Source organism: Burkholderia sp. AU45388, from assembly GCF_030481585.1.
GTDB classification, from domain to species: Bacteria; Pseudomonadota; Gammaproteobacteria; order Burkholderiales; family Burkholderiaceae; genus Burkholderia; species Burkholderia sola.
In genome coordinates, this window is record NZ_JAUJPV010000005.1 from 310,606 (window position 1) to 335,799 (window position 25,194).

A 25,194-nucleotide genomic window follows, 5' to 3' on the forward strand; every position below is an offset into this window, starting at 1 on the left:
CCATCTATTCGGAACATGATTGATCCGAACGTGACGATTTGAAACAGTTCCATTAGGTCGGACTCGACGATGTGGGCCGGGCTCGATACTTGGTTAGCCATTGCAAGGTCTTTTGAGTGCGCGCTTGTGGATTCCACTTGTGCTCAGCGTGGGCCTATCCGTCACCCTCATTCGGCAGGGAAGCCCCCTTTTTTATAGCCGCTCCACAAGACCTTAACTGGCCAACCATCCGGTTTCCCGGCCAACATGCTCTTTGCGATCAGTTCGACGTCGTCTGAAACTCTTCCCGCGATGTCAGAATTTCCCGAGGCTCGAAACGAGAGCTTGAATGCCTTCTCTCTAATAAAATCCAAGAATTTCTTGTCTTCGGCTACGAGGTCGAGTCCATCGACCTCGTTAAACGCCTGCATCCAGAGATCGTCGAATGATGCGGCGTCCCTTTTGTCAAGTAGATCATCGGAATCCAGGCCAGTAAAAAAATCGAAAAATCCCGGCTTGGATATCTCCGAATCGATACTATTCAAAATCTCATTTGGCATTCCACAGCCCCTGTGACCTGCCCCCAACAAACAGGGCCACCCGGAGTCTAGTAAAGTTCGTTTTCGGAGAAGAAGACGAACATGAAGAAGCGCTTTACGGAACAGCAAATCATCGGGTTTCTGAAGGAAGCCGAAGCCGGTATCGCGGTCAAGGAACTGTGCAGGAAGTACGGGTTCAGTGACGCGTCGTTCTACATCTGGCGCGCGAAGTTCGGCGGCATGGAAGTCTCGGAAGCCCGCCGGCTCAAGGACCTGGAGGTGGAGAATGCCCGGCTGAAGAAGCTGCTGGCCGAAGCAATGCTCGATATGGAAGCGTTGAAGGTCGTCGTCAAGGGAAAGCCCTGAGCCCGCGAGCCAAACGCGAAGCAGTGTCGGCGATTCGGGAGCAGGTCAACATCTCCGAGCGCCGCGCCTGCCGGCTTGTCGGGCTTTCTCGCAGCGTGCTGCATTACGACGCGAAGCCGGACCACGAGAATGAGGTGCTCGCGGCGCGTCTGGTGGAGTTGGCGCACGCACGTCGTCGATTCGGCTACCGTCGACTGCACGCCCTGATGGAGCGCGAAGGCACGCACGCCAATCACAAGCTCATCTATCGCCTGTACCGTGAGGCAGGGCTGGCTGTGCGGCGCCGTCGCAAGCGCCATGGCGTCATGATTGAGCGCGAGCAACTGGCATTGCCGGGCGCGCCCAACGAGGTGTGGTCAATCGATTTCGTGATGGATGCGCTTTCCACCGGCCGGCGCGTGAAGTGCCTGACCGTCGTCGACGACTTCACGAAAGAGGCTGTCGACATCGTCGTTGACCATGGCATCTCAGGCTTGTATGTCGCTCGGGCATTGGACCGTGCAGCTCGCTTCCGTGGCTATCCCAAGGCGGTGCGAACCGACCAGGGACCCGAATTCACGAGCCGCGCGCTTGACCAGTGGGCATATGCGAACGGCGTCACGCTGAAGTTGATTCAGGCGGGCAAGCCAACGCAGAATACGTACATCGAATCGTTCAACGGCAAGTTCCGCGACGAATGCCTTAACGAGCACTGGTTCACGACGCTCGCGCACGCTCGGGCTGTCATCGCGGCATGGCGTCAGGACTACAACGAGCAAAGGCCGCACAGCGCACTGAACTACCTTGCGCCGTCAGAGTTTGCGGCGAAACATCGGGCGACCGCGGATGCTCCTGCTGCTTTCCAGGAGTTGGTTTAAAGGGACTTTGCTAGAAGCCCATTGGCTCTATTGAAGGGGGCAGGTCACCTGTTCCTTGCACCGGTGGCACTACAGCGGCGCTACCGTCAGTATAGATTTCCGCACCCTCCGGACGGAGGACAACTGCCATTGAGCTTCCGGATCCGCCGGCCAAACGCGTCGTACTCGAAATGCGTTGGTACGGCCTCGATCGAACTACGATTTGACTATGGGAAATCAACAGGTTGATCGTTTACATGATAGCTCCTTGAATTCATGATTCAGGGAGAACCAAGATCGAATAACCACTCGTGATATTTCCTCTTGTCACGATCTGTCAAGGCACCTGCAACGAGTTCACGAGCAAAATCCTTCTGCACGTCCATCTCATGATCGACTGGATTCGCAACATGTCCTCCAATCAACTCAAAACTCTCCAAGTAGTCGATTCGGTTTATCAGAATCTCGGCACATGCAATCAACCGCTCCACGTTGTGTTCAGCAGACCATTTCGCCAAAAAAGACAGCCCCGCCAGCAAATCGGCTGCTCCCTGGGCCGCAGCATCGTCGTCCATTTCGACTGCATCAAGGTCCCAGTCCACTTGCTCCAGATCGCTTAGCGGATTTGAGTTTTCGTTTCCGTTCCACACCCGATCCAGGTAATCGCCAACTCGTTGTCTGATTTGTGCGCTTGCACCCCCGCATGCGTGGCAAGGAACTCGAATATTGCGTCATTGTGCGCAAGTCCAATACAACACCAAACACCAAAACAAGCGAGGTTATCGGGCTTGCCAGCAGCCAGAACTGATTCGAGATATTTTTTATGTAACTCGATACCGAACATATTCATCTCCTAAATACATCTGATGAAAGGTGCAGCCGGTCAGCGACTTGGCGAGCTTGATCAGCTTCAACTTACTTATAAATTTTCCTAGCAGCGACCCTTGTTCGCCCAGCCCTGGATTGCCATCGCTTCGTAGCGACCGAACGCTAGCCGAATGCATCGTTTTCAGAAACGAGCGAGCTGATGAATTGGTCAAATGAATCGGTCAGACGCCGATCAGCCTTCTGGCGGTTCTCCAAGTCCGTCAACGTTTCGTCGTAGGTGTCGGTCAACCAATAATGTACGGCACCGCTATCAGCGTCGACACAGAAGAGATTACCGCCGGGATCGGTGGCAAATGGAACAAAGGTTCGAGGGTATCCTCCCTTACCCGCGACTCGCGCATAAATGCTTTGAATGTTAGGCATGCTAACATCCTGCGTTCCGATAGGAAGGAATTCGTGGACCCATATCGACTCCCGATCACCCCCCATTGGAAACCAGTCGAGAACTGGCATGCCACCATTGAACTTCAGGTAGTGTCCCTTCATCGCTTCCGGTAGCTGGACGCCCAAGTCGCTCTCGAGCTTCTCTATGCCCAATTTCATCGTTCTCACGATAATAACTCACCTCATTAACAAACCATTCAACACCCCACCTCTATCATATTTATTTTTCTTAATACAACTCAATTTATAGATGATCGCACTCCCCGACAATTCTATTTTTTCGTTATCTCTCAACATAATCTTCTTTCAAAAAAATGCCACACCCACTCCAAGCGGAGGCCGCGGCTTATCCCAGGACAATCCGAGATAACCATCTCGCGCGGCATAGCACTTCTTAAGAAAATCAAGTCCTAAACTCATCGTTCTTACGATAATAATTTACCTCATCAACAAACCACTCAACACCTTCATTTCTATCATCTTTATTTTTCTTAATGTAACTCAATTGATTTACCAGCATCCAACATCTCAAGTCGTAATTTTCAACCGACTTTGGCATCTCCATATCCTCATGATGCAGATTCAGCGTGAATACACGCCTTTTTACAACAAATGAGCTCTTCCCATTTGCAGCCACATCCAATGCGAACGCAACCGGGCGCGGCTGGAAAGTCTCCAACCCTGGGATCAGATCACATGTTTTCGGTTAAAACCAGGAACCTATTTTTTTAAAACACAAACTTCTCCCCGAATTTTACTAGACCAGAGGATATCGCTTTCCTGCGCCACCATCTCCGTAGCAAAACTACGCTATTTTCACATTCTCTATATTATTTCCACACACCAGCCACTTACGCCCCGAACTTGACACGAACGCAACTCCATCGTGAATTTTCTCCAGAGATACAAAAGGCTCAGAATCCAATGACATCAATGCCCAATCAAGAACATCATTAGTTTTTTTATAAAAGAAACCACACGACCCATGAGCGGATGCCTCACCACCAACGTAGACCGAACCCGCGATATTCACAGAAAAATTCTGAAATACATCGGTTAAATCATCCTCCGCAATACGAATAGACCTATCCACTTCCGGCTGCCCATCTTTTATTCTGTATCCAATCACATCAGACTTTCCAATGACGATACAATCGGCGCAAAAAAACTGCTCCCTAAGCAAAATATCGTGAAGAATATCAGCAGCCAACTTTATTTCTCCTATTTCTAGAAACGCGCGCTTCACCATCCGTCTTGCCAATAGCAGGCCGTTCGGAAGTCCCATACCTCCCGAGTCCATTTCTTCCTAATCGCTCGTCGAAAGCATCATTCCACGACTTTCCAGTTGTCGACTTCGGATAGGGATTCTCTCCATCAACAATATTTACCGGAACCTTGTCAACTTTATTCTCTAGCGCCGCATCAAGGCGTCGATTATCAAAACTTACCATTTGACCGTCGCGAATCATCACATTTAAAGGATCACCGATCCAGCCCTTTTGATTCATGACTTCAGCATAGTCATTTGGGCTCACCCACGACTGACTGAAATTTATCAACCTTGGATCAACCATAATGGGACTTAGTCCCCAAGGGTCAATCCACGTGATCGAGTTAGGCGCAAATTGATAGAGGTTCGCGCCCCCCAGCAACCCAATTGGATCCGGATTGATGAATCGCCCGATGTCCGGATCGTAGAACCGGAAAGTGTTGTAATGCAACCCGGTCTCGCGGTCCAGATACTGCCCCTGGAAGCGCAGATTCTGTGGTCGCGGTACGCGCGTCGACGTCGGCGCGGCCACCGACACTTCACCCCAGGCGGGCACCGACCGCTGCGGCGCCCGCGCAACCCACTCCTCCTGCACCGCATTGCCCCACACCTTATAGCGCGCCTGCCAAACCAGCTCGCCGCCCGCGTCAGTCAGTTCCTCCGGCAGCCCCGAAACATCGTTGTGGAAGTAATAAACCGCGTCCCGTACATCCGCATCATTCGCCGCCGCCTTCCCTTGATCGATCCGGGCAAGCGGCACATAACTATTCGACTCGTACAAATACGTCAGCGCTTCCTCGCCCTGACGGTCGTGATACGTCTCCTGCACCAACCGCATGCCGTCCCACAGGAAATCCGTACTCGCATAACTGCCATTGAGCTTCCGGATCCGCCGGCCGAACGCGTCGTACTCGAAATGCGTTGTCGAGATCCCGAGCCGGTCCTTCGTCACGACGGTCTTGAGTTGGTTCCAGTCGTCGTACTCGAGCACCAACTCCTTAGCCGGCCCGTGCCCACTCAACTTGCGAACCAGCCGCCCATACGCGTCGTACTCGAAGCGCTTGTCCTCGAACATCTTGAGCCGGTTGTGCTCGACGTAGCCGCCCGGGTGATCGCTCGACACAAGGTTCGCCGCCGCATCCCAGCGAAACACTTCCGACGGCAGTCCCGGCCCTGCCGCCTGTTCGATACGCCCTGTCGGGTCATACCGATAGCTAGTCGTGCCGTAACGCTGGTCACGCTTCTGGATCACGTCACCTGCTGCATCGTATTGCCACTGCTTCGCAAGCAACTCACCGCCCGCTGCACCTCGCTGCGCAGTTTGCCGCGCACGGCGCCCGACCGCGTCATATCCGAAGTGACTCGTCAGCTTGCCTTGCGTCCGTAGCACCTCGCGATGCAGATCGTCCCGTTCGATGTCCGCAACCGCAGCACCGTCGAAACGAATCTGGTGCACATGCCCCGACCCGTAATGCAGCCAATCGATCGTACGCTCGCCGGAAATCGTCGTGCTGACCCGATTGCCAAGCTCGTCGTAGGTGTGTGCGAGCCAGCCGGTCGGCGTGTATTCCTCGACGACCTCACCACGCTTGTCGTACTTCAAGCTGACGCGATTCTTCAGCGCTGGCCCACGCGCGGCGAGGGTGTACAACTCGGCCGATGTGATCCGGCCCGCCTCGTCATACAGGTATTCGCAACGCTCGTGCGCGGCTTGCTTCGCCGTCAACCGCCCGATCGCATCGCGCTCGTATCGCGTCTCGATCTGTCCATCGCGTACGATCGTGCCTTGACCGCACACGTCGTACTCGTACGTACGCTTGTGACCATCGAGCCCGATCTGTACGGAAACGAGATCGCGACGGTCATACTGAAAGCGATACGTCTCACGGTTCTCGTTGGTCAGACTCGCCAACCGGAACGCATCGTCATAGCCGAACCGCACGACACGATCTGCCGCGTCCGTGCGTGCCAGCAACAATCCACGCGGATTGAGTTCGTAACGCGTGCTGCGCTGATTCGCATCAACGACCTCAACGAGACGCCCCGCCGCGTCGTACCGAAACGTCTGACGCGCGCCATCAGCCGTCCCGATCCCCGTGACCCGCCCCATCGCGTCCGTTTCGTACACGGTTGCCTGCCCGGCCGCATCGGTCACCCGCGCGAGCGCACCCCGTGCGTCATACGCAAACCGCGTGACCTTGCCGGAACAATCGGTATACGCGGTCAACTGCGCCCGGCCATTCCATTCGAGGAACTTGTACCCGCCACGCGCATCGCGAATCGTATGCACGAGCCCACGATCGTCGCGGTAATACTCGGTCGCGAAGCCTGCCGGATCGCGCGTCATCGTCAGGTTGCCGCGCGCGTCGTAACGATAGATCCAGCGCGCATTGGCCGGATCGATTTCCGCAACGGGCAGATCGTAGTGCCCGTTCCATTCCGTCCGCTCGACCTGACCGAGCGCGTCGATGCGCTGCGTCTGCCGCCCGCGCTCGTCATATTCGAAGCGAGTGACGTGGCCGGCCGGATCGGTCGTGCTAACCAACTGCCGCATCGCGTTCCATTCGAGCCGCCACACGTTGCCTTCGGCATCCGTATGGCTCGTCGGCTGCCGATCCTCGTTCCACGTCCATTGCGTCACGCGCCCGATCTGATCGGTGATCGTCACCGAACGCTGCACAAGGTCCGCGTCGAACGTGTACGCTTCGCCGTCGTCGGTCCAGTGGCGCACCACCCGCGCGTCGCGGCCGACGCCGCTCCACGCGTAAAAGCACTGTAGTCCGCCGGGCAGCGTATGCCGTGTCATCAGGCCGTGTTCGTAACCGAAATGCCGCCCGGTATGGCCGCTGCGATCGGTGACCGATGCGAGTTCGCCGACGTTCGTATAGCCGTAACGAACCAGGATCTCGGGCAATTCGCCATCGACACCGCGTACCAGTTCGATCGATGCGACGCGTCGCGGATGCTCCGGATCGTAATGCAGCGTCAGCACGCGGCCGGCGCTATCGTGCAGCCGAACCGGCCGCTCCTGTTCGCCGACACTCGCCCGCTCGACCTCGATCCAGTTGCCGTTTCGGTCCTCGAGCCGCCGAAGGCCCAGTGTTTCAGCATCCGACGCCGGTGCCCCGGCCGGGCCGAAATCACGATAAAAACCATCGACCGTTTCGACCACATAGTGCCCGCCGGCGGTACAAATCAGGTAAATGCCTTCAGGCACGCTGAAATGACTCTCACCCGGCGGCACCGCCGGAAACTCGATATCACGCCCCTGTTCGTCCCAGTACGTGATCGACGTGACGACACCGCTCTCCCGCGCCAACCGCAACTCGACACTGATCGGCACGCTCCAGCCGGCACCGAACAGGCCATCGGCGCGATCGTCGTGGCTGCTGTAAAAACGCCGCCAGACGATCGGCAGCGGGCCAGGCAACACGAAGTCCGTGTCGTCGCTGCCGTCGAGAATCTTGCCGCCGGTGATCACGTTGACGGGATGGCCGGCCGACGGCTGCATCTTGCTGCCGAGCCATGTGCCGAATATGCCGGCCGCGAAGTTCATCGCGAGACACGGCAGCTTGCCCTTGACGAAATCGCCCCAGCTTCCCTTGCCTCGACCACAGAGCGCAAGCGCGATACCGATCGCCGCGCCGAGTCCGGCGACCCACGGCCGCGCCGCACTGATGTCGCGCACGGTCTTCGTGCCGCCGCCGAAGAAAACGTCCGGCGAGCCCTTCGAGATCGTGCCGTCACAGGTGGTCTTGTCGTCGACCCGCGCCGCGGGTAGATCATTGATGAACACCACGTCGGACCCTTGCGCGACGAATTGCGGACCGGGATGATCGCTGCACAGAACCGGATCCATGTCCGCGCCGTCGGCCGCGCGCGCGGCCGGCTTCCCGTTGACGAACACATCGGGCGAGCCGTTCTGGATCGTACCTTTCTCCTCGGGCGGGGAAATGGCATTGCCGAGCCCCTTCGCGGCCTCGTCGATCTTGTCGTTGAGGCCGGAGCCCTGCATGTAAGCGGCCACGCCGACGCCGATCGCCAGCACGATCGGCGTCGCCAGCCCGCCGGTGCCGATTTCGAGCGCACCCAATGCACCGAACACGAGGCCTTCCGCTAGCGTGGTCAGCGCCCATCCGATTCCCAAGCCGCCCAGCAGCGACCCGCCCATGCCGAGCAGGTCGCCCGCGAGCGTCGTGTGGGTAAAGGGATCGTCCTTACGAGCGGCCGGCTGACTCATGGGCGACCGGCATCCGAAACGAGCGCAGGCGCAACCGGGCGCGGCTGGAAACTCTCCAGCATGCGCGCGGCGAGCGCACGTTGTTCGTCGTTGAGCGGCGCGGCATTGGTCAACGTCATCACGATGACCTGCCCGCCGGCATCGAGCCGAAACGCCGTCTGCATCTGATGAAAGGTGCGGCCGTTCTGTTCATGCGTCGATTCGGTTTGCACGCCGGGACATTCCGCCCGCCCGACCGTCACCGCGCGTCGCGACTGCACGTTCAGGTTCTGCGCGGTGCGCGACGCCTGCGCCCATTCGCGCTCGACGAATGCGTCGATCGACTCCTGCTCGCGCAAGCGGCCTCGGGACACGACGAGACTCAGCCCGCCCGGGCCGACCGGAAGAATCAGCATGTTGACGGTGCGGTCGAGCGCCGCGTCCGGCAATTCGAATGTGCCTTCATGGATTGCGTAGTGCATGGCTGGTGTCGTTCGAGTTATTTGTTGAGATCGATGCGCTTGCCGTTAACCATCACGCCGTCGTCGGTCATCAGGATCACGGAGCCGTTGTGCTCCAGGCGGATGCCTTCCGGCGCGAGCGAGATCGAGCTGTTCTGCACCTTCAGCAGGATGCCGCGCTCGGCCATGTAGACCTGCGTGCCGCCGCCGCCGTCCTTGGCCGGCGTCGTGACCTCGACGGTCGTCGCCGTGGTGCTGCGCTTCTCGGCGATCGTCTCGGTCAGGTTGCCCTGCGGAATCTGCTTTTCTTCGCTGCCCGTCGCCACGAGGACGGTACGCATCGGCCCGAACACCTTGTGCGTCTCGTTGTTCTCGACGACGGTGTTCATGTCCTTCTGCGCGTGCATGAAGAATTCCTGCATGCCGTTCGTGTCGGTCATGCGGATCTCGTTCGACCCCTGCCCCTTGTGCGTCTGACTCTTGATCCCCATCGTCTGGCCGGCCGCGCCGTGATACGGATTACCCTGCTCGCCGTTGAACACGCGGCCGACGATCACCGGGTTATCCGGATCGCCCTGATTGAACGCCACCAGCACTTCCTGCTTGATCCGCGGAATCGCGGCCGCGCCCCAGCCGTCGCCCGCCCACGGTTGCGACACGCGCACCCACATCGAATCGGAGCCGTCCTTCTTGCCGCGCCGGTCCCACGGGAAATGCACCTTCACCGCGCTGCCGTTCGTATAGATTTCCTCGCCCTTCGGCCCGACGACGATCGCCGACTGCGTGCCGTGAATCACCGGCTTCGGCGTCGCGCGCGGCGCACGGTACGGAATCTTCTTCGGCAGCAGCGAGAAGCTGTTTCGGTACGGCAGCTTCGCGCTGTGCTGCGTATAGTCGTTCACCGCCTCGTGACGCACGTGCAGGATCACGTACTCCTGGTTGTTTTCGAGGACGGGATGATTCGCGACGGTCACGGCCCCCGCCGTGGTCATGCGCCACGCGTAGCCGCCGCCGGTATAGCGATGGGCCTGCGCCTCCTCGGCCTCCATCGCGAAACGGGCGTAGCGGTTGCCGTCGTCGCCGTGGTCGTACAGCGACTGGTGCTCGAACCGCTCGGTCGCATCGAGCCGCGCATGCTTGAGGTTTTGCGGGCCGGCCTCCACCAGCATCAGCGGCGACGACGGATTCTGGTGATTGAAGTCGCGGAACGTGACCTTGCCGACGCCGAAGCGCCGGCCTTCGTGCAACTGATCGATGCCGCTGTCCTCGCTCGCCTCGGTCGCCGCGAACGGCACGGTGGCGAGCCCGTCGATCGGGCGGAACAGCAGGTTCGTGTCGCCGATCACGAGAAAGTGCTTGTCCTTCTCGTACCGATGCGTCCACACGAGCCCCTCCTGCTCCATCAGCCGCGCGCAGAAGTTGTAGTAGCTCTCCTGGTACATCACGACGTACTCGAGCGGCTTCTGGCTCGTCCGGATGTCGAACGTGAAATCGGAAAAACCGTGTTCCTGGAAAATCTCGGTGAGGATGTCCTGCGCGGTCTTGTTCTGGAAGATCCGGCAGTCGGTCGAGCGCGTGAGGAACCAGAACCACGGCACCGCCGTCAGGTGGTATTGCGTGACGTTCCCGGGGTTGCCGGCGCGGTCGAACGACGCGACGTAGCCGTCGAAATAGCGGTCGTTGTCGCCGGTGCCCGACGCCACGACGCGTTCGAGCGTCGACAGGCGCGCCTGCTGATCGAAGCGGATCTTGACCTGCTGGCCGATCAGGTCCTCCGGGCGCAGGTCGTGACGGTGCGACAGCAGGTCGAGGTGGATTTCCGGCAACCGGTTCACGTGCTCGTCGACGACGGCCGCGCTGACCAGCAGCACATCCGGGCCGAGCGGCGTATCGAGCGTGACGTAACGGTTGAGCTGGGTCAGGCGCGCGGGGTTGGCGGCGCCGTTGATCGCTTCGGCGATGGCGCCGGGAGTCTTCTCCATCAGCGAGAAGCCGGTCTGCGCGAGTTGCAGCGCGCGCTGGACGGTGTCGACGTGCCCGGCCAGCCCCGCGAGCGGCCCGAGGCTGCCGGCCACGCTCGACGCCACCGGGCCGGCAAGGCCCCCGAGCGCGCTCAACGAGCCGAGCGCACTACCGCCCAATCCACTGGGAATACCCCCGTTCGGAGCGAAACTCATTCTTGTTCCTTGCGTGTGATCTCAGGTTCCATCGGCCGGCTCGCCGGTCCGCGGCCTCGATAATGTAGGGTAAAACCCGGGCGCTTGAAAGACGTCCGCAAACGTTTTCGTTCGAGCCCTGAAAATCGAGAAACTAGACCAGCGGCTGGGTGCCGGGACGCGGCGCCCCACGCCGAAGCAGCGCGCCGGTCGCGGCCGAAAACAGCACGACCTGCACGAAGCTGGTGACCGGCACGTATGATGCGAAAAACCGGTCCATCAGGTGCGCGAAGCCGCTCAGGCTGAACGCGGCGAAACGCTGCTCGTCCACCACCAGCCGCACTTCCAGCCCGTGCACGAACGCCGATGCCGGCTTGCCGGGCAGCCAGCACCGCACGCGCGCCGTCGATAACGACACGAGCGCATCGAAGCGCCGGCCGGCGTCGACGGCGTCCTCCGCCCAGCGCGCGCAAAGCCGCCTGAGCTGGGTCAGGCCACCCTTGTCCAGCCGGATCGCCTGCGGCACGAGGAGCGACAGCAGATCCCACAGCTCGCCATGGCGAAAAGCGGGCGGCCGGCTCCGTGTCGGCCGGTTCAGCAGCGAAATCGTTCCCATCGGGTCGCCGCTGGGCAACGCCAGCTCGCGCTCCCGCATCCCGGACAGATCGCCCTGCGTGCAGGACAACCGGATCTCCAGCTTGCGATGGCCGGGATCGGCAGGTCGTCCGTCCTGGTCGACCAGTTCCAGCTCGACGCCGCGGAGCGACTCGGCAGTATCGGCCGGGGCTGGCGCCGGAGTCGTCTCCGTCTCCTGGGTTCGAGGATCGGCGGATTCCCTCGGTGCCCGCCGTGCCTCGTCGCGCAACACCATCCAGAACAATCCGGGAGGCATGCCCGCGCCATGCTGCAGCGACCGGAACGGCGCCAGCACCGGCGCGCCCGAGTCGGAAACATGGCGAACGGTGTCGACCGACCAGATGGCCGTACGCGACGCTCCCGCCTGCCCAAGCGCCTTCACCGCGTAATGGGCGCAACCGGCGCGCGTCTCGATCGGCTGTGCGTCGTCGGGAAACAGGTTGATGACCGGCGTACAAAACAGCCGGACATGGTCGGCCGTTGCGGCGGCCAGGCGCTGGGCGCGATGCGAATCCGGATGCACGCCCGCGATAGGCAGGTGGAGCACGACGCAACGGCTGACGCCGGCGCTTCGCTTGATCGCCCGCATATCCAGGTCGACGAAGTCGAAACGCTCCGGCACCGCGCAATACGCCATCAGCAGGTGAAACGGCCAAAGCGCATCGTCGGGCCGCACGTCGAGCAGCGCATCGGCAGGCTCGAAGCCGACGGCGGTGAACGTCGCGTCCGGCAGACGCTTCCAGCGCGTTGCATCGCCTGCTTCGACGAAACTCCGGCCGGCAAGAAGCAACGCGGCATCGGTGAGCGCCGCGACGATTTCCCGCGCGCCGGTGAAATGCACGCGCAATCTGTCCGGCACGATGGCGAACGTCTCATTCGGCGCAGTGAGCTCGAACGTGAAGCTCAGCAAACCCGTCGTTTCCGGCGGCAACGCGACGTCGCGCGGCGCGATCGCCGAGGTCGTGTAACGCACCGACGACACCGTCAGCGGCACGATCGCGACGTCGTCCGCGATGCGGAACACTTCCTTGCCGACCGGTGCGATCAGCCGCTCGCCGCGACGAACGACGCGCGACGCAGCCGGTTGGCCGCTGCTGTCGCCATGAAATTGCGCAATCGCGCACGATGGAAACGGGCGCAGGAAATCGCCGTCAAGCGTATCGAGAAAACTGCCGGTGAACGCAGGCACGTCATCTTCGAGACGGATGTCGTGACACGCCGCCATCAACGCGAACGACTGCAACAGGCGTTCGACGTGCGGATCGTCCGAATGCTCGCCCGTGATCGCGAGCCGAGCGGCTATTTTGGGGAAGCGTTGAGCAAACGTCTGCATCGAATGGCGCAGCAGCGTCATCTCGCGTTCGAAGTGCGGCAGCAGATCCTTGGGTTCGATGGCCATACTCGTTCCGTCCGTCGCTGCATTCGCCTACGACGATGCAGCGTTCATGAAAGCGGAACGATCTTATTCGGGCATCCTGGCTTTTGATTACCTGTGAATTGAAGGAAGGCCGGATCGGCGGGGACGAATTCCGTCGATGGCCATCCTGCCTGGCACGAACATCAAGGCTCGCCGCTTGCAAACGGTCACGCGGGCACTTGCGCGCCAATGGTGGCGAACCGTTAAAACAGACAGCACAGCATGCTCGTGGACACGGCGGCCACACGCCACGCGTCGCCTCACCTCGGCGAAACCACGATCGCCGCCCGCCGATTCTGCGCCCGCCCGCTCGGCGTCTTGTTATCTCCTACCGGATCGTGCTTCCCTTTCCCGACGATCGCGATCCGCTTTGCGTCGAGTCCCACGTCGACCAACTCGACGGCAACGACTTCAGCGCGCCGCCTCGACAGTTCGACGTCGTACTTCTCCGTCCCCTCGTTATCCGAATACCCATACACCCGCACCCCGTTGATCCCGGCCGACCGCAACGTCCGCCCGATCCGCTCGACGATCCGCCTGACATCCGGCTTGAGGTTGTACCGGTCGAAATCGAACAGGATCGGCCCGGTCGATCCGAACTCGAACCCCTGCCCAGTCTCCTGGAACCCGGCCGACTTCAGCGCCGTGACCTGCGTCTGCGTCAGCCCGCGATGCAGCGGCGGCGTCTGGCAGCCCCCCAGCAGCATGCACAGCAGCAGCGCACTCCCGACGCACATCCGCCCCATGCTCACAGGAAACGAGTGGTTCATTTCGCATCCCCTTCGCGCCCGCTCCGCAAGCGCTTCTTTTAACCGCCGCCGCGGCCTCGTCCGCGGCGCGAGTCGATCGACATCACACCGGCCCTGCAACGCTCTCCGCCAGTTGCCACGATCCCGGCCGCGCGCGCTTGGCGCGGTACATCGCGACATCCGCCGCGCGCAGCAGGCCGCTCGCGTCCGACGCGTGATCGGGATACAGCGCAACGCCGGCACTCATCATGGTGGCCACCACGCGGCCGTCGGACAGCTCGATCGACGGCGCCATGCCGGACAAAATCTCGTCGGCGATCCGGCACACGCTGCCCGCCTCGGGCACCGCCGCCAGCATCACCGCAAATTCGTCGCCGCCCAGGCGCGCGACGAGATCGGTCTCGCGCACCCGCGTGCGCAGCCGCGACGCGATGCCGATCAGCACCGCATCGCCGGCGTCGTGGCCGAGACCATCGTTGATCTCCTTGAAGCGGTCGCAGTCGAGATAGAGCACGGCGACCCGCTGCCCCGTCAACGTGGCATCGCACAGCGCAAGCGCGAGGCGCGATTCGAACTGCATGCGGTTCGGCAACCCGGTGAGCGCGTCGTGCGTCGCCTTGTGCTCGAGCGACGCGTTCTCGTCGCGCAGCGTGTTCTGCCAGTCTTCGAATTCGTCGAGCAACGCGTTGAAGTCGTCGCCGAGCTGGTTCAGTTCGGCGATCGCCGTCGGCTCGACGCGCCGCGCGAACGCACGCTCGCGCCGCACCGCGTGCGCGACGCCCGCCAGCGCGCGCAGCGGCGAAACGATGTTGCGCAGCAGGCGCTTCGAGCTGACGTACGCGCCGAACACGCTGACGGCGAGGCAGCCGAGAATGCCGCCCACGCCGCCGAGCAGGAAGCCGGAGAACTGGTGCCCACGCCCGCGCACGACGACGTGGCCGACGACGATGCCGTCATGCATCACCGGCGCGGTGACCGGCCCGGGCAGCGCCACATCGGCGACGGCACGCTCGAGCCGAGCGATTCCGTTTCCGGCCGGCAACTGCCACGACGCGAACAGTTGCCCCCTGCTGTCGGTGACGACCACCTGCGCGACGTCCTCGTCGCCGGCGATCATCCCGATCGCCTCGTTCGCCGCGACGCGATCGCCGAACACGAGCGCCGCCTCGACCGTATAACCGAGCGAGCGCGCCAGCAGGTTCAGGTTGTTGCCGGCATACGCACGCAACGCGATCACGGCGACGACGATCAACGACACCGCGGCCATCGTCACGGCGACGAATGCGAGGCGCAGGTGCGCGCGACGCAGCACGCTTTGCAGCGTCGGGCGCGGCGGGCGCGAAGCGGGAACGGGAAGCGCGGACCGTGTCATGGCGTCACCGGCCGTCGTGCGAGATTGAGGACGTTCGGATGCACGCGCACGCCGCTGCGCGCGACCGCATCGAGATTGATGTCGAAGGTGACGCGTTCGCCTTCGACCGTGATGCAGAACATCGCGCCTGCGGTGCAGGACATATCGTGTTCGGCAATGGTCAGCACCGGGCGGCCGGACAGCACGGCCTTCACCCGCGCTCGCTCGTCGCCGCCGAGAATGCCGAGATAGACGACGTCGCACGCCATGCCGAGCGCGGGATCGTCGAAGCGCACGCGCTGCACGTCGAGCACGGTCGAGCCGGCCTGCAGCGTGTCGGTGAGGCCGCCCGCGTAGTCGGGCCTGCCCGTCACGCACAGATGCAGGCGGACGGGCGTCGTCGGCCAGCGCGTGAAGCTGATGATGCCGAGCACCACCTGACGCACGGCGGAGTCGTGTGACGAAAAGGCGGGACCCGTTGGACTGACCGGCGTGGTGGTGGCCGCAATTTGCACCGCATCGATCGGGGGCTCGTCCAGAACGGCAGGCGCGCCGGCGACGACCGGTACAGCGCTCAGAACGCAAACGATTGCGGCAAACGCCTGGCGGAACGTGGCGACTCGGCCCCGCCGGCCGGACGCCTTTCGCGCGGCGATGGCCGCCGCACACGCTGGCGTCGGTGCGACCGCAAGACTCGCAGCCGCCGCGCACACACTTGCATCCATGATGGAAACATCTGCCGCAGTCGTTCCCGGCCCTGCCTCCTGCCTGCCATGCGCGTGCAGGCACCGTATCACGCGCACGATTCCTTCCATCTTAGGTAAAAATTCGGTTCCCGAAGCAGTGGGATACACCCCAGATCATGTCGGAAAGCATGCTGAATCGGTGCCGCGGCGCTCCACGGCGCACCGGCGGCAGCGCCGGCAAATTGATCTGCGGATTGAACCCGGATCACGGCAAACTTCATACATCCGAACGCCCCGCATTCAAGCGCCTCGTCTGCATCGAACGGCTCGATCCGCCATGTGCGCACGCTCGACTGCCGTATGGGCAGCCCGGTGGACAATGAATCGATATCGACGAGAATATCCGCTTGTCCCGCGACCATACGTCGGAATGCCGGCATGCCCGAATGCCCGGATCCAGCCACACACCGGAGCGCCATGAAAGTCGAAAACTCGGAACTCGAAGCATTCGTCGCCGTTGCGGAGCTCGGCACGTTCCACCGTGCGGCCGAAAAGCTGAACCTGACCCAGCCGGGGCTGTCGCGCCGCATCCAGAAACTCGAACAGACGCTCGGCGTCGAGTTGTTCCAGCGCACCACGCGAAGCGTGACGTTGACGGGCGTCGGCCGCCAGTTCCTGCCGATGGCGCGCGAGCAGATCGCGCAGCTCGGGATGATGCTGTCGTCGATCCAGGACATCGCGCAAAAACGTTACGGCAAGGTGCGGCTCGCGTCGATCCCGACGATCGTCGCGCAGGCGCTGCCCGACGTGCTGCGTCGCTACGCCGAAAAATATCCGCACGTCGCCGTGCAGATCCTCGACGGCAATCACGATTTCGTGCTGTCGCAGGTGCGCGCGGGCATCGCGGAATTCGGCGTGAGCCTGCATCCCGGCGACGACGACGATCTTCTGTTCGAACCGCTCTTCACCGACCGTTACGTGCTCGCGGCGCACGACGACGATCCGCTGGCGCGTGCGGACGCCGTCACGCTCGGGGAGTTGCGCCATGCGAAGCTGATCATCGGCGGTCGCGACAGCGGCAACCGCCTGCTGCTCGAAATGCTGATGGGACAGGAAGCAGTGCGAACCCGCTGGTTCTACGAGGTCGAGCACATCTCGTGCGTCGCGGCGCTGGTGGCGGCCGGGGTCGGCTGCGCGATCCTGCCCGAAAGCGCGCTGCGTGCATACGGCTCGCCCGCGGTGCGCGCGGTGCCGATCGCGAGCCCGACGATCGAGCGCACGGTCGGCATCGTTCGGCATCGCGCCATCTCGATGTCCAGCTTCGCAAGCGACCTCCATGCGCTGGTGAAGGCGTCGTTCGCGTGACGCCGCGGGCCACGCGCCGCGGGGCGGCACGGCGGCGCGTGCATTGATGACGGTTTCGCATGAATCGCGAGCCGAACGGCATTGGACACCCGAAAAATGGCTGGGGACGATGGGGGCGAACATGAACGACGGAAACGGGTAGCGCCCCGGATCCGGACGGATTCTGGAGGAACCATCATGCATTTCGACGTGATCCTGCGTCGCGGCGAGTTGATCGACGGCACCGGGGCCGCACGCTTCGAAGCCGATCTCGGCGTGACCGGCGAGCGCATCGCGGCGATCGGCGACCTGGGCGGCGCGACGGCCGCGCACACGTTCGATGCGAGCGGCCTCGTCGTCGCGCCGGGCTTCATCGACAGCCACACGCACGACGACGCGTTCGTACTGACCGATCCCGGCGTCGAGCCGAAGGTCGCGCAAGGCGTCACGACGGTGATCGCCGGCAACTGCGGCATCAGCCTCGCGCCGCTGCTCGCCGAGACGGACGTGCCGCAGCCGCTCGACCTGCTGGGCGCGTGGCAGGCGTTCCGCTTCCCGTCCTTTCGCGCATATCTCGACGCGCTCGACGCAACGCCCGCCGCCGTCAATACGGCGGCCCTGATCGGCCACTCGACGCTGCGCGTGCGGCACATGACCGATCTCCACCGCGCGGCCGACGCGGCTGAAATCGCGGCGATGGCGGCCGACGTGCAAGAAGCGATGGCGGCCGGTGCGTTCGGCGTCTCGTCGGGCACCTTCTACCCGCCCGCGGCAGCCGCGACGACGGACGAACTGATCGACGTGTGCGCACCGTTGCGCGAGACGGGCGGCGTGTTCGCGACGCACCTGCGCGACGAAACCGATGCGATCATCGCATCGCTCGACGAAGCGTTCTCGATCGGGCGCGCGCTCGACGTGCGCGTCGTGCTGTCGCATCACAAGGTGGCCGGCAAGGCCAACCACGGCCGCTCGGTCGAAACGCTCGCGCATATCGACGTGCAGCGCGCGCGCCAACCGCTGTGTCTCGATTGCCATCCGTATCCGGCCACGTCGACGATGCTGCGCGCGGATCGCGTCCATCAGTCGTCCCGCGTGATCCTCGCGTGGTCGAAGCCGCATCCCGAGCTCGCGGGCCGCGACTTCCACGAACTGCTGCCGCTGTTCGGCGATTCCGTCGACGCCGCGATCGACGCGCTGCGCCCCGCCGGCGCGATCTACTTCGTGATGGACGAAACGGATGTCGAGCGCATCATCGGTCACGAACTGACGATGGTCGGCTCCGACGGCCTGCCCAACGACATGCGCCCGCACCCGCGGCTGTGGGGCACGTTTCCGCGCGTGCTCGGCGAATTCTCGCGCAAGCGCGGCCTGTTCCCGCTCGAAACCGCCGTGCGCAAGATGACGGGCCTCACCGCCGAGCAGTTCGGCATCGCAGCGCGCGGACGGCTCGCAATCGGTCATTACGCCGATCTCGTCGTGTTCGACCCCGACCGCGTGATCGACCGCGCGACGTTCGCAAGCCCGACGCTGCGCCCCGAAGGCATCGAGCACGTGTTCGTCAACGGGCGGGCCGTGCTCGAACACGGCCGGCACACCGGCACGCGTCCCGGCCGGGCGCTGCGCCGCGACATCTAGAACCGGCCGATCGACGGCGCGCGCTCGCGTTGTCACGGCAACCGCCCCAGAGTCCACCTGCACGGAGTCACCATGACGAATCCCAACGGCGCCGCCACGCCGCGCGGCATGCAAGCCGGTCGGCCCGCGCATGCGGAAGCCGCCGCCCTCGGTCTCGATGCGCTGTATGCACGCCTGAGCCGGCGCATCATTCCGCTGATCCTGGTCTGCTATTTCTTCGGCTATCTCGACCGCGTCAACGTCGGCTTTGCGAAGCTTCAGATGGTGACGGACCTGCATCTCACCGACGCCGCATACGGCGTCGGTGCGGGCCTGTTCTTCGTCGGCTACCTGCTGCTGCAGGTGCCGGCCGGCTGGCTCGTGCGGCGGATCGGCGTGAAGCGCTGTCTCGCCGGCTCGATGCTGACGTGGGGCGTCGTGTCGGTCGCCACGCTCGCGACCCGCGACACGGCGAGCTTCTACGCGCTGCGCTTCCTGCTCGGCGTGACCGAAGCGAGCTTCTTTCCGGCCGTGATCGCGTACTTCAGCGTGTGGTTTCCGTCGCACCGGCTCGCGAAGGTCATGGCCTTCCTGTTTCTCGCGATGCCGCTCGGCGTGATCGTCGGCGGGCCGCTGTCCGGCTGGATCATGGACGCCACGCACGGCGGCTTCGGGCTGCGCGGCTGGCAGTGGATGTTCGTGATCGAAGGCCTGCCCGCCATCGTGCTCGGCCTGTACCTGCTCGTGCGCGTGACGGAGCGGATCGACGATGCAACGTGGCTGACCGACGCGGAAAAACGCATGATCCACGCGGAAATGGCGCAGGAAGCGGCCGGCAAGCGCACCCGCCTGGGCGCCGCGCTGCGCGAGCGGACCTTGTGGCTGCTGTTCGCGACGTCGTTCCTCTACAACGTCGGCAACTACGGGCTCGTGTTCTGGATGCCGACGATGATCAAGGCGCTCGGGTCGCTGAGCAACCTCGAAATCGGCCTGGTCAGCGCCATCCCGTATCTGGTCGCGTCGGTCGCGATGGTCGCGAACGCGCAGCATTCGGTGCGAACCGGCGAGCGCCGCTGGCATACGGCGCTGCCGATCGCGATCGGCGGCATCGCGCTGCTCGCGAGTCTCGGGATGCACGCGCATCCGGTGCTCGCGGTCGCGTGCCTGACCGTCGGCGTGGCCGGCATCATGAGCACGCTCGCGATGTTCTGGAGCCTGCCGTCGCGCATTCTCGCGGGCGAAGCGGCCGCGGGCGGCGCCGGGCTCGTCAACATCGGCGCGGCCGTCGCGGGGTTCGTCGGCCCGACGCTGATGGGCTATGCAACGGGATTGACGGGCAGCACCGAGCTCGGCGTCGCGCTGCTCGCCTTCACGCTGTTCGCCGCCGCCGCGCTGATCCTGTCGATTCCGCGCCGGCTCATGGTGCGCACGTGAGCGCGGCGCCTTCGATGCGCAGTGCGCTGGCATTGGCGGCCATGGTGCGGGCCGGCCAGGTGAGCGCGGTATCACTCGTGCAAGCCGCGCTCGCCGACATCGCCGCGCGCGACGGCTCGATCAATGCCTGCGCAGCCACCTTCGACGAGCGGGCCCGGCGCGATGCGCTGCGCATCGACCGCCTCGTGCGGGACGGACGCGACGCGGGCCCGCTCGCTGGCGTGCCGTTCGTCGTGAAGTGGAACATCGACGTGGCGGATTATGCGACGGTTGCCGGATCACCGGCGCGCGCCGCATTGCCGCCCGCCGTCGCCGATGCGCCGATCGTTGCGCGACTGTGCGCGGCCGGCGCGGTCCCCCTGGGCGCGACGCAGATGGACGAACTCGCGTGCGGCGCCACCGGCGTGAATCCGCACTATGGCGCGGTGCGTCTGCCGGTCGATCCGACGCGCATGACGGGCGGCTCGTCGAGCGGCTCGGCCGCCGCGGTCGCGGCCGGGTACGTGCCGCTCGCGCTAGGCAGCGACACCAACGGCTCGATCCGCGCGCCGGCGGCGCTGTGCGGCGTGTGGGGATTTCGCCCCGGCGACGGGCGGCTTTCGCGGGCCGGCTGCGTGCCGTATGCCGAATCGCTCGATACCGTCGGCGGGTTCGCGAACGACATCGACGATCTCGCGGTGCTGTACGACACGCTGGACGAAGCCGATGCACGGCGCGCGCACCCGCCGTGCGGTCCGGCCGCCCCGCTTCGCGTCGCCGTACTGACCGGCGATTTCGAAACACATGCCGATGCGGATGCGCAACGCGCCGTCCGGCGCGCGGCGGCCTGCCTGCGGGCGGGCGAATCGGTGTTTGTCGGCAGCGACGAAGTCGCGCGCGTGCGCGAAGCGGCGCTCGTGATCTCGAACGTGGAGCTCGCGCGCGCCCATCGCGGCTTGGTCGACGCCCCGGCGGCGCTCGTCTCCGAACGCCTGCGGTCGCGCCTCGCAGCCGGCCTCGCGACGTCCGACGCCGCGTATCGGCACGCGCTTGCCCACCGTGCCGCCTGGCGTGCGCGCATCGCGGCGCTGTTCGCGCGCTTCGATCTGCTGCTCGCGGCCGCGACGCCTTGCGCGGCGCCGCGCTTCACCGACGCGACCGTCGATGTCAACGGCGTCGCGCTCGAACCCGCGAAGACGCTCGGCCTGCTGACGCAGCCGATCTCGTTCGCCGGGCTGCCGGTGGTCAGCGCGCCGTGCTTCGTATCGGGCGAGCTGCCGGTCGGGGTGCAATTGATCGGTCCGCCCGGCGCTGACGCGGTGTGCTTCGACGCCGCGCGGCAATTCTCGGCCGCGTGGCGCGAGATGCTCCGTTAGCGACGCACCCCTTGGTGCCGTGCGCCGCCGCGAGTATGCTTGTGCGTCGAACACTCTCCAACCCGGGCGCGCACCGTACCGCGGGCAAGCGCCCCGCCAACCGTCACTCACCATCGATGGATTTCGACGTCATCGTTCTCGGCGCCGGCATCGTCGGCGTTTCCGCCGCGCTGCACCTGCAGGATCGCGGCCGCAAGGTCGCCCTCGTCGATCGCGGCGCGCCCGGCGAAGGCACGAGCTTCGGCAATGCCGGGCTGATCGAGCGCTCGTCGGTCGAACCGTATCCGTTCCCGCGCAGCCCGTTCACGCTGATGCGCTATGCGCTGAACCGCTCGACCGACCTCTACTGGCACGGCGCGTCGCTGCCCGCGTTCGCGCCGTGGCTCGCAAGGTTCTGGTGGGAATCGGCGCCGCCGCGCCACGCGGCGGCCTCGCGCGACATGCTGCCGCTGATCGAGCGCTGCATCGTCGAACACGACGCGCTGATCGCGCGCGCCGGCGCCGGCGAACTGATCCGCGCGAGCGGCTGGCTCGAAGCGTTCCGCACGCCGGCCGCATTCGAACGCGGCGTGGCGGAGGCCGGCCTCGCCGCGCGCCGCCACGGGTTCGGCATCACGCCGCTCGATGCGGCCGCGCTGCGCGCGCACGAACCGAGCCTCGCACCGGGCTTCTGCGGCGCGCTGCACTGGCTCGACCCGAAAAGCGTCATCGATCCGGCTGCGCTCGTCAAAGCGTATGCGCACCTGTTCGTGCAGGGCGGCGGCACGCTGCTGACCGGCGACGCCGCGAGCCTCGACGCGCTGTCGCCCGGCTGGCAGGTCCGGACCGACGACGGCCCGGCGGCCGCGCCGGCCGTCGTGGTCGCGCTCGGCCCGTGGTCCGACACGGTGTTCGGCAAGTTCGGCTACAAGATCCCGCTGCGCGAGAAACGCGGCTATCACATGCACTACGCGCCGTCCGCGCGCGGCGTGCCGTCGGCACCGATCGTCGATCGCGAATACGGCTACGTGATCGCGCCGATGCGGCGCGGGCTGCGGCTCACGACCGGCGTCGAGATCGCGCGGCGCGGGCTTCCGCCGACGGGCGTGCAGCTCGAACGCGCGGAACGCGTCGCGCGGCCGGTGTTCGGGTTCGGCGAGCGGCTCGACCCGCATCCGTGGCTCGGCTTCCGTCCATGCACGCCCGACATGCGCCCGGTGATCGGCCCCGCGCCCGCGCATCGCGGGCTGTGGTTCGCGTTCGGACACAACCATCACGGGCTGACGCTCGGCCCCGTCACCGGCCGCCTGCTGGCCGAGATGATGACCGGCGAAGCGCCGTTCACCGATCCGGCGCCGTATCGCGCGGATCGCTTCTGAACACGCGACGCCGGCCGGCCCGAAGGCACGACCGGCGTCGCGCCCGCCGTCAGCGAAAGCGAAGTTGATCTCGCCCGAGCTGCGAAACGGACGCGCAGCCCATCAGCCGCATGTCCCGTTCGATTTCCGTGCGCATCAGTTGCAGCGCGCGCTCGACGCCGGGCTGCCCGGCGGCGGCGAGCGGAAACAGGTAATAGCGCCCCAGGCCGACCGCCTTCGCACCGAGCGCCAGCGCTTTCAGCACGTGCGAGCCGCGTTGCACGCCGCCGTCCATCATCACGTCGATCCGGTCGCCCACCGCGTCGACCACCTCGGCAAGCTGGTCGAACGCGGCGCGCGAACCGTCGAGTTGCCGTCCGCCGTGGTTCGACAACACGATGCCGGTGCAACCGATATCCGCCGCCCGGCGCGCGTCGTCGACCGACATCACGCCTTTCAGGCAAAACTCCCCGTTCCACTCCCGCACCATCGCGGCCACGTCGTCCCATGACATCGACGGATCCAGCATGTCCGTGAAGTAGCGGCTGATCGACATCGCGCCGCCGCCCATGTCGACATGCCGGTCGAGTTGCGGCAAACGGAATCGCTCGTGGGTCAGGTAGTTGACCGCCCAGGCCGGCTTCAACGCGAACTCGGTCATGCCCGCGAGCGTCAGCCGGAACGGAATCGAGAAGCCGGTGCGTTTGTCGCGCTCGCGATTGCCGCCGGTGATGCTGTCCACCGTCAGCATCATCACGTTCACGCCGGCCTCCCGCGAGCGGTTCATCATCTCGCGGTTCAGGCCACGGTCCTTGTGGAAGTAGAACTGGTACACCTGCGGGCCCGAGCTGATCGCGCGAGCTTCCTCGAGGCTCACGGTGCCGAGCGACGACACGCCGAACATCGTGTCGAATTTCGCGGCCGCGGCGGCGACGGCTCGCTCGCCGTCGTGATGAAACAGGCGTTGCAGCGCGGTCGGCGAGCAGTAAACCGGCATGCCGAGCTTTTGCCCCATGACCGTCACCGATAGATCGACGTCGCGCACGCCGCGCAATACGTTCGGCACCAGATCGCAACTTTCGAACGCGCTCGTGTTGCGTCGATAGGTGGTTTCATCGTCGGCCGCACCGTCGATGTAATTGAAGATCGGCCCCGGCAACCGTCGTCGCGCCAGCTCGCGGAAGTCGTGGAAATTGTGGCAATCGTTCACGCGCATTCGTCACACTCCATTCGGCGCACAAGCGGCATGCCGGCGGCCCGGCGCGCGTCGCTCGCATCGCAGCGTTCGTTCGGTCCCGACGGCCGGTGGCCTCGCGCGATACGGAGGCCGCGCCGGCAACCGGGAGGGCCGCATCGCGTCCGCCGCTGGCGAACATGCGGAAAGTCGACTCGCGCGCTCAATCGAGCGCGCGGCCGAAAATGCGGATCACTTCGTCGAGATGCTCGGCCATTGCACGGCGCGCGGCGTCGGGGTCGCGCGCGCGGATCGCATCGAGGATCGCGCGATGCTCGCGCTCCGACCGGTGCGGCATGTCGTTCGGCATGTACAGCGACTGCAGCCGCTGGAACATCAGGTCGTACTTGTGCGCGAGCAACTGCTTGATCATCAGCGCATACGCGGCGTTGTCGCTCGCTTCCGCGATGCGGATATGGAACAGCCGGTCGCCCGGGTGCGTGAGCGAGCCGCTGCGGTTGTCGTCCTGGTTGCGCAGGAATGCTTCGTGGATGCCTTCGATCTGCGCGTCCGAGCCATGCTTCGCGGCCAGCGACGCGGCTTCCGGCTCGATCAGCCGGCGTGCCTGCAGCAGCGCGAACGGCGGGATTTCGGTGTCGAGGTCGAGCGCGATGCCGAGCTCCGGATCGATCTCGACGATCGAGAACGGCGCGACCGGCGCGCCGGGTGTCCGCGCAGGTTCGGGCGCGGCGGCCGTTTCGGGATGGCGCACCTTCACCCCGTCGCCGACGCGCACGCTGACGAGCCCGTTCACTTCGAGCGCGATCAGCGCCTCGCGCACCGACGTGCGCGACACGCCGAACCGTTCGGCGAGTTCGCGCTCGGGCGGCAGATAGCTGCCCGGCGGGAAATCGCCGGACTCGATCATCGCACTGAGCTTGTCGGCGATCTGCTGGTAGAGGCGGCGGTTCTGAATCGGCTGGATGGACATACGTTGAC

Annotated in this window: 21 protein-coding genes; 6 read left to right on the top strand and 15 right to left on the bottom strand. The window is 64.3% G+C overall.

Annotation, left to right across the window (positions count from 1 at the left end; all coding sequences use genetic code 11):
* Window positions 1-167 precede the first annotated feature (167 nt).
* Entirely contained in the window at window positions 168-539 is a 372-nt protein-coding gene (locus QZM72_RS12940) for a hypothetical protein (protein WP_089470358.1), read from the bottom strand.
* A gap of 81 nt (window positions 540-620) precedes the next feature.
* Between QZM72_RS12940 and QZM72_RS12945 the strand changes: the two genes are divergently transcribed.
* A protein-coding gene (locus QZM72_RS12945) for an IS3 family transposase (RefSeq protein ID WP_301738292.1) occupies window positions 621-1,741 on the top strand; the annotation gives its coding sequence in 2 pieces (ribosomal slippage) (window positions 621-879 and window positions 879-1,741; 1,122 coding nt in all).
* 260 nt (window positions 1,742-2,001) lie between these two features.
* Here QZM72_RS12945 and QZM72_RS12950 read toward each other — a convergent pair.
* The 12 genes from QZM72_RS12950 to QZM72_RS13005 all read right to left on the bottom strand — a co-directional run bounded on the left by QZM72_RS12950 (window position 2,002) and on the right by QZM72_RS13005 (window position 15,976).
* Window positions 2,002-2,295 (bottom strand): hypothetical protein, encoded by a 294-nt coding sequence (locus tag QZM72_RS12950; RefSeq protein WP_179233534.1) that lies wholly within the window; start codon window positions 2,293-2,295, stop codon window positions 2,002-2,004.
* 41 nt (window positions 2,296-2,336) lie between these two features.
* A complete protein-coding gene (locus QZM72_RS12955; RefSeq protein WP_144030162.1) occupies window positions 2,337-2,564 on the bottom strand; it encodes a hypothetical protein in 228 nt (75 codons plus the stop codon).
* 146 nt (window positions 2,565-2,710) lie between these two features.
* On the bottom strand, window positions 2,711-3,151 hold the full coding sequence (locus QZM72_RS12960; protein ID WP_089470361.1) for an SMI1/KNR4 family protein: 441 nt from the start codon (window positions 3,149-3,151) through the stop codon (window positions 2,711-2,713).
* A 244-nt stretch (window positions 3,152-3,395) separates the two neighbouring features.
* Complete coding sequence (locus QZM72_RS12965; protein WP_144030163.1) at window positions 3,396-3,671, bottom strand: hypothetical protein; 276 nt, start codon at window positions 3,669-3,671, stop codon at window positions 3,396-3,398.
* A gap of 126 nt (window positions 3,672-3,797) precedes the next feature.
* Window positions 3,798-4,202 carry a hypothetical protein gene (locus tag QZM72_RS12970; protein ID WP_144030164.1) on the bottom strand — a complete coding sequence of 135 codons (405 nt, stop codon included), beginning with the start codon at window positions 4,200-4,202 and terminating at the stop codon, window positions 3,798-3,800.
* Entirely contained in the window at window positions 4,192-8,502 is a 4,311-nt protein-coding gene (locus QZM72_RS12975) for an RHS repeat-associated core domain-containing protein (RefSeq protein WP_301738293.1), read from the bottom strand. The genes QZM72_RS12970 and QZM72_RS12975 overlap by 11 nt, the downstream gene beginning before the upstream one ends.
* A complete protein-coding gene (locus QZM72_RS12980) occupies window positions 8,499-8,963 on the bottom strand; it encodes a DcrB-related protein (protein ID WP_301738294.1) in 465 nt (154 codons plus the stop codon). The genes QZM72_RS12975 and QZM72_RS12980 overlap by 4 nt, the downstream gene beginning before the upstream one ends.
* Window positions 8,964-8,980: 17 nt before the next feature.
* On the bottom strand, window positions 8,981-11,119 hold the full coding sequence (locus QZM72_RS12985) for a type VI secretion system Vgr family protein (protein WP_301738295.1): 2,139 nt from the start codon (window positions 11,117-11,119) through the stop codon (window positions 8,981-8,983).
* Window positions 11,120-11,252: 133 nt separating this feature from the next.
* Window positions 11,253-13,133: a type VI secretion system baseplate subunit TssF gene (gene tssF / locus QZM72_RS12990; RefSeq protein ID WP_367620031.1), complete on the bottom strand. Its 1,881-nt coding sequence runs from the start codon at window positions 13,131-13,133 to the stop codon at window positions 11,253-11,255.
* A 278-nt stretch (window positions 13,134-13,411) separates the two neighbouring features.
* Entirely contained in the window at window positions 13,412-13,921 is a 510-nt protein-coding gene (locus QZM72_RS12995) for an OmpA family protein (protein WP_301738296.1), read from the bottom strand.
* A gap of 82 nt (window positions 13,922-14,003) precedes the next feature.
* Window positions 14,004-15,272, bottom strand: a complete 1,269-nt coding sequence (locus QZM72_RS13000) for a diguanylate cyclase (protein WP_301738297.1) — start codon at window positions 15,270-15,272, stop codon at window positions 14,004-14,006.
* Window positions 15,269-15,976: a YfiR family protein gene (locus tag QZM72_RS13005; RefSeq protein WP_301738327.1), complete on the bottom strand. Its 708-nt coding sequence runs from the start codon at window positions 15,974-15,976 to the stop codon at window positions 15,269-15,271. The genes QZM72_RS13000 and QZM72_RS13005 overlap by 4 nt, the downstream gene beginning before the upstream one ends.
* A 438-nt stretch (window positions 15,977-16,414) precedes the next feature.
* Between QZM72_RS13005 and QZM72_RS13010 the strand changes: the two genes are divergently transcribed.
* From QZM72_RS13010 to QZM72_RS13030, 5 genes are all read left to right on the top strand, one after another.
* Entirely contained in the window at window positions 16,415-17,302 is an 888-nt protein-coding gene (locus QZM72_RS13010) for a LysR family transcriptional regulator (protein WP_301738298.1), read from the top strand.
* A gap of 177 nt (window positions 17,303-17,479) precedes the next feature.
* Window positions 17,480-18,916, top strand: a complete 1,437-nt coding sequence (locus QZM72_RS13015; protein WP_301738299.1) for an amidohydrolase family protein — start codon at window positions 17,480-17,482, stop codon at window positions 18,914-18,916.
* Window positions 18,917-18,988: 72 nt separating this feature from the next.
* Entirely contained in the window at window positions 18,989-20,329 is a 1,341-nt protein-coding gene (locus QZM72_RS13020) for an MFS transporter (protein ID WP_301738300.1), read from the top strand.
* A gap of 14 nt (window positions 20,330-20,343) precedes the next feature.
* The gene (locus tag QZM72_RS13025; protein ID WP_301738301.1) at window positions 20,344-21,684 is read left to right on the top strand and encodes an amidase family protein; all 1,341 of its coding nucleotides are present in this window, start codon (window positions 20,344-20,346) and stop codon (window positions 21,682-21,684) included.
* A gap of 116 nt (window positions 21,685-21,800) precedes the next feature.
* On the top strand, window positions 21,801-23,042 hold the full coding sequence (locus tag QZM72_RS13030) for an FAD-binding oxidoreductase (RefSeq protein ID WP_301738302.1): 1,242 nt from the start codon (window positions 21,801-21,803) through the stop codon (window positions 23,040-23,042).
* Window positions 23,043-23,091: 49 nt separating this feature from the next.
* Here the strand turns inward: QZM72_RS13030 and QZM72_RS13035 are convergent, their stop codons facing one another.
* Together QZM72_RS13035 and QZM72_RS13040 are read right to left on the bottom strand one after the other, a co-directional pair.
* Window positions 23,092-24,237: an alpha-hydroxy acid oxidase gene (locus QZM72_RS13035; protein ID WP_301738303.1), complete on the bottom strand. Its 1,146-nt coding sequence runs from the start codon at window positions 24,235-24,237 to the stop codon at window positions 23,092-23,094.
* Window positions 24,238-24,418: 181 nt separating this feature from the next.
* A complete protein-coding gene (locus QZM72_RS13040; RefSeq protein WP_301738304.1) occupies window positions 24,419-25,186 on the bottom strand; it encodes a FadR/GntR family transcriptional regulator in 768 nt (255 codons plus the stop codon).
* Window positions 25,187-25,194 lie beyond the last annotated feature (8 nt).